Consider the following 10,593-nt stretch of genomic DNA (forward strand, 5'->3'; position numbering starts at 1 on the left):
GACAGTCACAGCAAAAATGTTGTTAGCACACCCGATTTTGCCGCCAAATCCACTCACCGCAAAATCAGATACTTATGGTCTCGCGTTCCCTGCGTGTTCCGCTAGCACTGTTCAACTTGGGCTTGGGCTTTATCTCTTGCGCGGACTCAGTGAGCCGGATGAGATTTTCCTCGGTTTTTCGGAAGGAAAGCCAAGTGGGCGAGGGGTGGGCGAAAAACAAGGCGCCGCGATATTTTCAGCAATTAAACAGAGTCGGGCCACCAAATCGGGATTGATCCAAGATCTAAATGACGCCCTAATGTTTATACCTGGCATTGGTGCCGACAAAGTTTCCGACATGACCGTTAATATCGTACGTCGCCACCTCATTCAGTATACACAGCAGCAGATGGCACTTCACGGCAGGGCTATTGCGAATGAAATGCCGACTGGCCTCTTGTGGGACTCCGTTAATGGCCGCTGGACCGACGGTTACGACTATATACCGTTTATTCAGCGCAAAAAAGTTCTTCTGGTGCCTAAACGGTATGTCAAGCACGGAGCTGAATTTCAGAAAGCGTCGCAGAGGTATTACGATGGGTTCGTCGCCAACTTTATTCGACAAAGAGAATTGTCGACAATGGGCCGATTAGTTAGATTCCGCGAAAAAAGAGATGGAAGCACCACGCCTTGGGTTCCTAAAGTCGAAATTGAGAAAGACACGCCCCGAGACAAGGATAGCGTGGCTCATTTTTCTACAAATCATCCAGACGTATATGCGAAATTTAAGAGCGCATTCTTCAAACATAACCCTGAAAGTGTTCATGCTATTGTGGCCGCTCAAGGCGGGCACTTCGATCAGTCTACCTATGCAACTGAGGTTATCGCAGCGCTCAACAACTGCCCGCCGGGACAACGCGCGGCTTCGGACTACCAAAGCCTCGTCGTTGGCATCCTTCATTTCATTTTGTACCCAAGCCTGACCAATCCGGTTCTGGAGCAACCAGCGAACGACGGGCGCAAGCGTATTGACATCACGTTCGAGAATGAAGCGGCATCCGGTGTTTTCTCTCGGCTCCGCCAAGACCCGTTCTTACTCAGTCGTGAGGTATTGATCGAGTGCAAGAACTACTCTGAGGACCTCTCCAACCCTGAGCTTGATCAAATGATCGGCCGTTTTGACCCAAGGAGGGGGCGCTTTGGAATATTGGTCTGTCGATCAATCGCAGACAAAGGCACACTTCAACTCAGGTGCGCGGACGCATTCCTATCGCAACAGGGGGCGATTGCTATTCTTACGGATGCCGATCTCAAAGAAATTCTGAATTCCGGACCTTTGGGCCGCGAAACAAGACTCAACGAAATTATCCAACGCCAGCTTCGCAGTTACCGATTTTGATTTAGGTAATTCAAGCAATTCAATTAGATGACTTTTTGGCTAAATTTCATATAGATAAATTATATACGTGACTTAATTCACACGTGCCGGTTCATTTAAACGAAGGCCGGGGACGGACTTTCAGAAGGCGTCTTTATCCCTAAACGACACCCCTGATCGGCAATACGTCCGCGCCCTTGCGCAGCATATCGAGATGATCGCTCCACCATTGAGCCATCGCTACTCGTTCTTCCCAATGCTGGCCACGCGCATAGGTGCCACGGACCGCATCGCTGTGCCCGTGGGCAAGGGCGCGCTCAATGGCGTCTATATGCCACTTGCCGCTTTCGTTGAGCAGGGTCGAGGCCGTTGCCCTTAATCCGTGTGCCGTCACCTCATCGGCGCCCCATCCCATACGCCGGAAGGATTGGTTGAGGGTGTTCTCGCTGATCGGCTTAAGGTGCGATCGCTGCCCCACAAACATCAAATCAAACGCCCCCGTCTCCTCACGCAAAATTTGCAGGAGCAAAAGTGATTGCCTTGATAACGGCACACTATGCCGACGACGCAACTTGGTTCGCTCCGCCGGTACGTGCCAAATGGCATTCTCCCAATCAACCTCAGACCATCGACCGAACCGCAATTCGCCGGGGCGCGTGAACACGTGCGGGCTGAGTTGCATCGCGATTTTTACCACAACGCTGCCGCCATAGTCTTCGATGTCGCGCAAAAAAGCGCCCAGCTTCACTGGATCAAGGATCGCCGCACGATGCTTTACGATAGGCGTAGCTAAAGCCCCGTTGAGCAGGGCTGCCGGGTCAGCATCGCAAAGGGCGTGAGCTACACCATGCCGGAATATCCGGCTGGCCAGCGCCCGAGTCCTCCGGGCGGTTTCCCGATGCCCCTTCTTTTCGAGCTGCTTCAATACGGAAAGCAGCTCGGCGGGCTTGATGTCAGCAATCGGGCGCGCACCTATGCTCGAAGTAAGGTGGGATAGATACCACCTAGCTTTTTCGATGGTCGCCTCTGCCTTCCCGTCTGCTTCGAGCTTCACCGCGATGAAATCTTCTGCAACGGACTGGAAGGTGTTGCCAGCACTGACCTTCGCGGCGATCTTCGCCATCTTCCTTTCATGGGCTGGATCAACCCCACTAGCTAACTTCGCTTTGGCGTCATCTCGGGCCTTCCGAGCAGCGGAGAGGTTGACTTGAGGGTATTTCCCCAACGCCAGTAGCTTTTCGCTGCCTCCGATCCGAAACTTAAGACGCCAGAGTTTTCCACCTGCTGGCGTCACGAGCAGGAACAGGCCCCCACTATCCGTTAGCTTATAGGGCTTCTCGCCCGGTTTGGCGTTGCGCAGAGCAACATCGGTGAGCGCCATGAGAACATCCAGTTTCCGAATCAGGGGGTATGTCGGATGGTGTTTACTTCGATACCCCCAGACATACCCCAACTTGGGGGTAGAAGTCCGTGAATACGCACGAACGCTCACGGACGATTGGGAATAAATACCGGAGAATTCAGCGGTTCACAAGGACATTGGCGAACGTCAGTGAACGCGAAAATGGTGCCGCTTACGTGACTCGAACACGTGACCCCATCATTACGAATGATGTGCTCTACCAACTGAGCTAAAGCGGCATGCCTTGCAGGCAGGCGCGGCGTTTACATGCGGACGGCGCTCCGTGCAATCGCATTTCGCGCATTTTTTTCACCAATCCGGAAACCGCTGATTTGCCGGATAAATGGTGGGCGGTGAGGGGCTCGAACCCCCGACCCTCTCGGTGTAAACGAGATGCTCTACCAACTGAGCTAACCGCCCGCGCCTTGCGCTGGAGGCGCTATTGGCGCTTCGCGGGCTCGACGTCAATGGTGCAACGTGGCCTGGCTGGCACCGAGGCGCTTCCCGCGCATTTCTTCCATGCACTCCCGCCTGCTTCCGAGGCCCGATGACCTTTCAGCAATATCTGTCTATCGCCCTGCTTTGCAGCATGATGGCCCTCTTCATCTGGGGCCGCTTCCGCTACGACGTTACTGCAGTCATCGCCCTGTTGGCCGGCTTGGCACTGGGGCTCGTCAGCCCCGAGAAGGCGTTCGCCGGTTTTGCCGACGATATCGTCATCATCGTCGGCTCGGCGCTCGTGCTTTCGGCTGCGGTGCAGCGGTCGGGGCTGATCGAGAAAGCCGTGGCATGGGCGGGCCGGTGGCTGGGGCGCACGGGATCGCAACTGCTGGTGCTCACGGCGTCAGTGGGCCTCGCCTCGGGGCTCATCAAGAATATCGGCGCGCTGGCGATGCTGATGCCTGCCGCCGGGCAACTCGGCCGCAAAAGCGGAACCAACCCCTCGCGTTTTCTCATGCCGATGTCGTTCGCCGCCCTGCTGGGCGGGCTGACAACGCTGGTTGGGACCTCGCCCAACATCATCGTCAGCCGGGTACGCGAGCAGATGACAGGCGAGCCGTTCGCGATGTTCGACTACCTGCCGACCGGGCTCGGCCTGCTGGCCATCGGGCTGGTCTTCCTGCGCCTGTGCTACCGCCTGCTCCCGGCCGACCGGCGCGCGGTGGCGACGATGGGCGAGGCGCTCGACATCGCCGACTACACGATCGAAGCCCGGGTCCGCGAGGATGCCTCGGTGGTGGGGAACACCGTTGCGGCTTTCCTGAGAGAGCATGACGGCGAGGTCGATGTGACGGCGGTGCTGCGTCATGGCCTCTCCGGTGAGGTTCGGCCGGACCTCGTGCTGGTGGAGGACGACGTGCTGATCCTTGCAGGCGAGCCCGATGCGCTGGAGCGCGCGGTCGCGGCGGGTGGCCTGGATCCCAGCGGCCGTGACGCGGACGACGACGGGGCCGAGAGCGAGCATACGGCGCGCGCCCGCGACGACGTGGGCGTGATCGAGGGTGTCGTCACCGCGCGCTCCGCGCTGGCGGGAAGTTCGGCAAGCCGGTTGATGCTGCGCGAGCGCATGGGGCTGCGCCTCGTCGCCATCTCGCGAGAGGGGGAGAGCCTGCGCGCCAAGCCGGCCAGCATTCTGATGCAGCCCGGCGACGTGATCGTGCTGCAAGGAGCGCTTTCCGCCATGCCGGGAAGGCTGCGGCAGCTTGGCGTGCTGCCGCTGGCGCAGCGTCAGATCGCGCTGGGAGCGACGCGCAAGGGCTGGCTGGCGGTCGGAATTCTTGCCGCTGCGATGCTGGCGACGGCGACCGGGCTGGTGCCGGTGGCCGCGGCCTTTTTCGCCGGAGCGGGCCTCGTGGTCATCACCGGAGCCCTGTCTGTCGACGACGCCTACGAGGCCGTGGAATGGCCGATCCTCATCATGCTGGGGGCGCTGATCCCGGTGAGCGGGACGCTTCAATCGACCGGGGCTTCCGATGTCATGGCGACGGGGCTGGCGGCACTCGCGCGCGACATGCCGCCATGGGGTGCGGTGGCGCTGGTGCTGGCGGCGTCGATGGCGGTGACGCCGTTCCTCAACAATGCCGCGACGGTGCTGGTCATGGCGCCGATCTCGGCCGTGTTCGCCGGCGATCTCGGCTATCGGCCCGATGCGTTTCTGATGGCGACCGCGATCGGCGCGGGATGCGATTTCCTGACGCCGATCGGGCACCAGTGCAATACGCTGGTCATGGGGCCGGGGGGCTATCGTTTCGGCGACTACGCGCGGCTTGGGGCACCGCTCTCGCTGCTGGTGCTGGTGCTGGGCACGCCGCTGATCATTCACTTCTGGCCGCTGCGGTAGTCCGCAGCGGCAAGGCCCATCGACTTTACCAGTCGAACCAGCGGCGGTTGCGCCAGCCTGTACGGCGCACTTCGGGCACGCCGTCGTGGTGGACGTCGGTGACAACGGTGCGCGGTTCATGCGCCGTCTGTCCCTGCGCCAGCACATCGGCGCGGGCTTCGGCACGGGCGGCACGCAATTCGGCGTCGCGTACGCGCGCATCCGCGTCGCGCGCGGCGATCTCGCCCCGGCGCTCGCGGGCGATGGCGTAGTAGTGGCTCCACATCTGGCTATGCGCGAAGGCCAGCGCGAGGCCGCCGATGATCGCAAGGTTCTTGAGCGCCATGACCCGCTGCATCGGGTCGCCGAACTGCGCGTGGAAGAACAGGATCGTCAGCGCGGTGAACCCGGCCAGCAGCACCGCCACCAGCCGCACCATGAACCCGGCGGCAAGGCACAGCCCCGCCAGCAGTTCGAACAGCCCGGTGGGAATGGCAAGGCCCGAGGGCAGACCGGCGGCGACGATCATCGTCTCGGTCGCGGATATGTCGGCGAGCTTGCCCGCCCCGGAAAATATGAAGATGAGGGCGATCAAAATCCGCCCGATTATCGCGGCAATCTTCGACACGGCTTTTCTCCCGGCCTGTTTTATGCCGGGAGAAGCGGGTTCGGCCCAGTATTGTTCCCTGTCAGATTCTCTGCGGCACCGCCCCACGCCCCCACCCGGCCTCCCATCAAGTATACTTCCGTGGGAGGCCGGGTGGGCCAAGTACTTGCAACTGGGGCCGGTGCCGCCAAATTCGCTTCAGCGAATTTGCAGACAGGCTCTCAGAGCCGGGGCAGCGTCACTCCGCGCTGGCCCATGTACTTGCCCGCGCGGTCGGCATAGCTCGTCTCACACGGTTCGTTGCCCTTGAGGAACAGGAACTGGCAGGCGCCCTCGTTGGCGTAGATCTTCGCGGGCAGGGGGGTGGTGTTCGAGAATTCGAGCGTCACGTGGCCTTCCCAGCCCGGTTCCAGCGGCGTGACGTTCACGATGATGCCGCAGCGCGCATAGGTGCTCTTGCCCAGGCATATGACCAGAACGTCGCGCGGGACGCGGAAGTATTCGACCGTGCGGGCCAGCGCGAAGGAGTTGGGCGGGATCACGCAGACGTCGGTGGTACGGTCCACGAAGGAGTTCGCCGCAAAGTCCTTGGGATCGACCACTGCCGAATCGACGTTGGTGAAGATCTTGAACTCCGGCGCGACGCGGGCGTCGTAGCCATAGGAAGACAGGCCGTAGGAAATGCACCCGTCGCGGCGCTGCGCCTCCACGAACGGCTCGATCATGCCGTGTTCCTGGGCCTGCTGGCGGATCCACTTGTCGCTGAGGATAGACATGGCGCGGGTGTTACCCAAGCGGTGCGGGCGGGCAAGAGCCTCGTGCGGGGTTGTCCACGTGGAAAGGCGGGGATAGGCTGAGCCCCGTGACGATGCTTCCCCGCCGCTTCGCCCTGACGCTGGTTTCGCTGGCTGCTCCATTGCTCGCTCTGACCGCGTGCAATCCCGAATCGGATGCAGGCGCCGAGCCGCCGCCTGCCGCGAAGATCGACCCGAGCCCGCAGGCCAAGGCCAAGGCGGCCGAACTGGCGAAACGGGAGGACGCGCAACTCGCCTGGCTGAAGACAACACTCGACAAGCCCGCGCATTCGCAGGTCTATTCTGCCGCGATCGGACAGGCGCGCGGCCGCGCCGAACATTGCCAAGACCAGCACTGCATCAACCGCGCCCTGAAGCGCCGCGAAAGCCGTCTCAACTTTGCCGAGGGCAAGCACGCGCGTATCCCTTTCCTGCCGTTCCCGTCGGGGCAATTCGCGCGGGGAGAAGCGGGCTATTCCGGCCCCGTGCGGATCGTCCCGCTAATCGACGGCAAGGCGATGCTGGTCATCTCGCTGTCCTTCAAGGGTCGCCCGTCCTGCACGCTGGACGGGGTCATGAGCCGCGACGACGACAAGCAGACCTGGACCGTCGCCTCACTGGAAGAAGGACTGCCGATGCTGGTCTTCACCCCCAGCGGCAAGGACGCCTTCCAGCTGTCCTATGCCGAAGCCGGGCACCAGCCGCACACGGATGATTATTGCACGGCGGGCACGAGTATCGACGGACGCTATACTCTGGCGAAATGAAAAGGCTTTAGTCTCCATTTAACACACGGCTGCTAAGCCCCGCCGTATGACCGCACGCATCCTCGTCGTTTTCGGCACGCGCCCGGAAGCCATCAAGCTGTTCCCCGTCGTCCACGCGCTCAAGGCCGATCCCCGGTTCGAGTGCGTGGTCTGCGTCTCCGCGCAACACCGCCAGATGCTCGATCAGGTGCTGGAGATCGCCGGGATCGTGCCTGATCACGACCTCGACGTGATGCAGCCCGACCAGACGCTCGACGCGCTGACGGCGAACCTGCTCACCGGGCTGGGCAAGGTGATGGACGAAGTGAAGCCAACCCGCGTGATCGTGCAGGGCGACACCGCCACCGCCATGTCGGGCGCTCTCGCGGCCTATTACCGCAAGCTGCCGGTCGATCACGTCGAGGCAGGGCTGCGCAGCTACAACATCTACCATCCGTGGCCCGAGGAGGTGAATCGCAAGATCATCGGCGCCATGGCGAGCCTGCACTTCGCGCCCACCACCACCAGCGAGGCTGCCCTGCTGCGCGAGAATGTGCCGGCCGACCGCGTCCACGTCACCGGCAATACCGTGATCGACGCGCTGCATTGGGTCACCGCCGAGATTGAGCGTAATCCCGCTCTCGCGTCAGGCCTCGCCGACCTCGAAACCCGCTTCGCAGGAAAGCGCATCATCGGTGTCACCAGCCACCGCCGCGAGAACTTCGGGGAGGGCATGGAGCAGATCGCGCAGGCCATCCGCGAAATCGCATCGCGCCCCGACACGGCGGTGATCTTCCCCGTCCACCTGAACCCCAACGTGCGCAAGGTGATGAACGAGCGTCTTTCCGGCCTCGACAACGTCGCGCTGATCGAGCCGCTCGACTACCCGCACTTCGCCCGGCTGCTGGCGATCAGCGAGATCATGCTCACCGATTCGGGCGGCGTGCAGGAGGAAGCCCCGGCCCTCGGCAAGCCGGTACTGGTGATGCGTGAGACCACCGAGCGGCCCGAAGGCGTCGAGGCGGGCACCGCGAAACTCGTCGGCACCGATGCGCGCCGGATCGTTACCGAATTATCAACCCTGCTCGACGATAAGACCGCCTACGAGGCCATGGCGCGCGCCCACAATCCATTCGGAGACGGGCAGACCTCGCGCCGCATCCTGGAGCTGCTTGCGAATGAAATCTGATAACAAACCCTCGGTCTGCGTCGTCGGCCTCGGCTACATCGGACTTCCCACCGCCGCCGTGATCGCCCGTTCGGGCAGCAAGGTGCTGGGCCTCGACGTGTCGCAGAAGGTGGTCGACACCATCAATCGCGGCGAGATCCATATCGAGGAAGTCGACCTCGACGGTCTCGTGCAGGGCGTCGTTTCGCGCGGGCTGCTGTCGGCCTCGCTGGAGGTGGAGCCCGCCGACGTCTTCGTGATCGCGGTGCCCACGCCGTTCGAGAAGGACGAGAAGGGCGACCACGCCCCTGACATCTCGTATGTCCTTGCAGCGGGCCGCAAGATCGCGCCGGTGCTCAAGGCGGGCGACGTGGTGATCCTCGAATCGACCTCGCCGGTCGGCACCACCGAGAAAATGCGCGACATGATCGCGCAGATGCGCCCGGACCTGAAAATTCCCGGTCTGACGCGCGAAACCCCGGACATCTCGATCGCCTACTGCCCCGAGCGCGTCCTGCCTGGCCGCATACTCGAGGAACTGACCAACAACGACCGGTCGATCGGCGGCATCACCCCGCGCTGCGCGCGCAAGGCGCTGGCGTTCTACAAGCGCTTCGTGCGCGGCGAATGCGTCACCACCGACGCGCGCGCGGCCGAGATGACCAAGCTGGTCGAGAACGCCTACCGCGACGTCAACATCGCCTTCGCCAACGAACTGTCGATCGTCTCGGACCGCATGGGGCTGGACGTGTGGGAGGTGATCCGCCTCGCCAACCGTCACCCGCGCGTCAACATCCTCTCGCCCGGCCCGGGCGTCGGCGGCCACTGCATCGCGGTGGACCCCTGGTTCATCGTCCACGGCGCGCCCGAGGAAACCCCGCTGATCCGCACCGCCCGCGGCGTCAACGACGGCAAGATGCACCACGTCATCGCCAAGGCCGAAGCCCTGATCGAAGCTCATCCGGACGCACGCATCGCCTGCCTCGGCCTCGCCTTCAAGGCCAACATCGACGACTTCCGCGAGAGTCCGGCCCGCTTCGTCGCCAGCCGCATCGCGCGCAAGTTCGGGGAGCGCGTCTCGATCGTCGAGCCCTATGCCGCCGAACTGCCGATCGAGTTCACCGACACCGGCGTCACCCAGATCGACATCGACGAAGCGCTGGAGACTTGCGAGATCCTGATCGTGCTGGTGGACCACGACGTCTTCCGCGTCGTGCCGCTGGCCGAACGCGCGACCAAGCTGGTCTACGATACGCGCGGCATCTGGGCCGACCAGCCCCGCGTCGTGCGCGAGGAAGCGGCGAAGCTGGCTCTGGCGAGCTGAGGCGGCCCAACCTGCGTCACCCGCGGACGAAACGAAGAAGCCCGGAGTAGCACTACGCTGCCCCGGGGTTCTTCGTTTCGCTGATGGATAAGGCCGATTCGGCGCCACCCGGCAAAATTTGCCTAGTTGTTCCAGAATCTTGCGACCAAACACTTCATCGCATTTCGTCGCTTGTGGACAGTGCGACGAACCGTGCGAGAGGGACGGTGACCGCCTGCCCCCTTCGCTATCGCAACAAGAGTTGCGCGTTATAACTCCTGTCCATGAAATTCGTTCCCGCACTCGCTCTGGCCGCTGTCGCTCTGTTCACCCAGCCGGCCATGGCCCGTCCGCTCCAGTGCGCACCTTATGCGCGGGAACATTCAGCCATCGATCTGCACGGCAACGCTGCAACGTGGTGGGGTCAGGCCGAAGGCACGTACGCGCGCGGCAAGACCCCGATGACCGGCTCGGTGCTGGTGTTCAAGGCGACCGGCGCGATGCCGGTGGGCCACGTGGCCGTCGTCAGCAAGATCGTCGATGAGCGCCATGTGGTGCTCAACCACGCCAACTGGTCGCGCCCCGGCATGATCGAGAAGTCGGCCATGGCCGAAGACGTCTCGGCCAACGGCGACTGGAGCAGTGTTCGCGTGTGGTACGCCCCGACTCAGTCGCTGGGCCTGCGCACCAGCCCGACCTTCGGCTTCATCTACGCGCCTGGCGCCGCTGCCGCCGATCAGAAGCCCGGCCTGCCCAGCGACACCTTCCAGGCCGCTTTCGCGCAGCTTCCCTCGCAGGGCTGATCTCTATTTATCGCCGCTGTTGCCGTCCCGGACTTGACCCGGGACCGTAGACGCGTGTGCGCCCGATCCTGGGTCAAGCCCGGGACGGTACAG

At 62.4% G+C, this 10,593-nt stretch carries 9 protein-coding genes and 2 tRNA genes; 6 read left to right on the top strand and 5 right to left on the bottom strand.

Annotation, left to right across the window (positions count from 1 at the left end):
* Positions 1–1,378: hypothetical protein (locus tag ACYPYD_RS16410; protein ID WP_459664231.1), on the top strand; the 1,378-nt coding region annotated here is incomplete at its 5' end.
* Between the two features lie 139 nt (positions 1,379–1,517).
* Here the strand turns inward: ACYPYD_RS16410 and ACYPYD_RS16415 are convergent.
* The 3 genes from ACYPYD_RS16415 to ACYPYD_RS16425 all read right to left on the bottom strand — a co-directional run bounded on the left by ACYPYD_RS16415 (position 1,518) and on the right by ACYPYD_RS16425 (position 3,179).
* Positions 1,518–2,738 (bottom strand): tyrosine-type recombinase/integrase, encoded by a 1,221-nt coding sequence (locus tag ACYPYD_RS16415; RefSeq protein ID WP_459664233.1) that lies wholly within the window; start codon positions 2,736–2,738, stop codon positions 1,518–1,520.
* A 184-nt stretch (positions 2,739–2,922) separates the two neighbouring features.
* Positions 2,923–2,998, bottom strand: a tRNA-Thr gene (locus ACYPYD_RS16420).
* Positions 2,999–3,103: 105 nt separating this feature from the next.
* Positions 3,104–3,179, bottom strand: a tRNA-Val gene (locus ACYPYD_RS16425).
* 169 nt (positions 3,180–3,348) lie between these two features.
* Here ACYPYD_RS16425 and ACYPYD_RS16430 point away from each other — a divergent pair.
* Positions 3,349–5,100 carry an SLC13 family permease gene (locus ACYPYD_RS16430; protein WP_459664235.1) on the top strand — a complete coding sequence of 584 codons (1,752 nt, stop codon included), beginning with the start codon at positions 3,349–3,351 and terminating at the stop codon, positions 5,098–5,100.
* A gap of 25 nt (positions 5,101–5,125) precedes the next feature.
* Here the strand turns inward: ACYPYD_RS16430 and ACYPYD_RS16435 are convergent, their stop codons facing one another.
* On the bottom strand, positions 5,126–5,707 hold the full coding sequence (locus tag ACYPYD_RS16435; protein ID WP_459664238.1) for a DoxX family protein: 582 nt from the start codon (positions 5,705–5,707) through the stop codon (positions 5,126–5,128).
* Positions 5,708–5,907: 200 nt separating this feature from the next.
* Positions 5,908–6,462 (bottom strand): dCTP deaminase, encoded by a 555-nt coding sequence (dcd, locus tag ACYPYD_RS16440; protein ID WP_008831254.1) that lies wholly within the window; start codon positions 6,460–6,462, stop codon positions 5,908–5,910.
* Between the two features lie 86 nt (positions 6,463–6,548).
* Here dcd and ACYPYD_RS16445 point away from each other — a divergent pair, with 86 nt between their 5' ends.
* The 4 genes from ACYPYD_RS16445 to ACYPYD_RS16460 all read left to right on the top strand — a co-directional run bounded on the left by ACYPYD_RS16445 (position 6,549) and on the right by ACYPYD_RS16460 (position 10,500).
* Complete coding sequence (locus ACYPYD_RS16445; protein ID WP_037520273.1) at positions 6,549–7,247, top strand: hypothetical protein; 699 nt, start codon at positions 6,549–6,551, stop codon at positions 7,245–7,247.
* Between the two features lie 46 nt (positions 7,248–7,293).
* Positions 7,294–8,415, top strand: a complete 1,122-nt coding sequence (gene wecB / locus ACYPYD_RS16450) for a non-hydrolyzing UDP-N-acetylglucosamine 2-epimerase (protein WP_459664241.1) — start codon at positions 7,294–7,296, stop codon at positions 8,413–8,415.
* Complete coding sequence (gene wecC, locus ACYPYD_RS16455; RefSeq protein ID WP_459664242.1) at positions 8,405–9,718, top strand: UDP-N-acetyl-D-mannosamine dehydrogenase; 1,314 nt, start codon at positions 8,405–8,407, stop codon at positions 9,716–9,718. The genes wecB and wecC overlap by 11 nt, the downstream gene beginning before the upstream one ends.
* Positions 9,719–9,981: 263 nt before the next feature.
* Positions 9,982–10,500 carry a CHAP domain-containing protein gene (locus ACYPYD_RS16460; protein ID WP_008831250.1) on the top strand — a complete coding sequence of 173 codons (519 nt, stop codon included), beginning with the start codon at positions 9,982–9,984 and terminating at the stop codon, positions 10,498–10,500.
* Positions 10,501–10,593: the final 93 nt, after the last annotated feature.

The organism is Novosphingobium sp. 11B (genome assembly GCF_054589055.1).

What these genes read in the sequence shown, in the direction of transcription:
- wecC (WP_459664242.1), top strand. Translation starts at nt 8,405, where the DNA reads ATGAAATCTGATAACAAACCCTCGGTCTGCGTCGTCGGCCTCGGCTAC.
- ACYPYD_RS16415 (WP_459664233.1), bottom strand. Translation starts at nt 2,738, where the DNA reads ATGGCGCTCACCGATGTTGCTCTGCGCAACGCCAAACCGGGCGAGAAG.
- ACYPYD_RS16430 (WP_459664235.1), top strand. Translation starts at nt 3,349, where the DNA reads ATGATGGCCCTCTTCATCTGGGGCCGCTTCCGCTACGACGTTACTGCA.
- ACYPYD_RS16460 (WP_008831250.1), top strand. Translation starts at nt 9,982, where the DNA reads ATGAAATTCGTTCCCGCACTCGCTCTGGCCGCTGTCGCTCTGTTCACC.
- dcd (WP_008831254.1), bottom strand. Translation starts at nt 6,462, where the DNA reads ATGTCTATCCTCAGCGACAAGTGGATCCGCCAGCAGGCCCAGGAACAC.
- wecB (WP_459664241.1), top strand. Translation starts at nt 7,294, where the DNA reads ATGACCGCACGCATCCTCGTCGTTTTCGGCACGCGCCCGGAAGCCATC.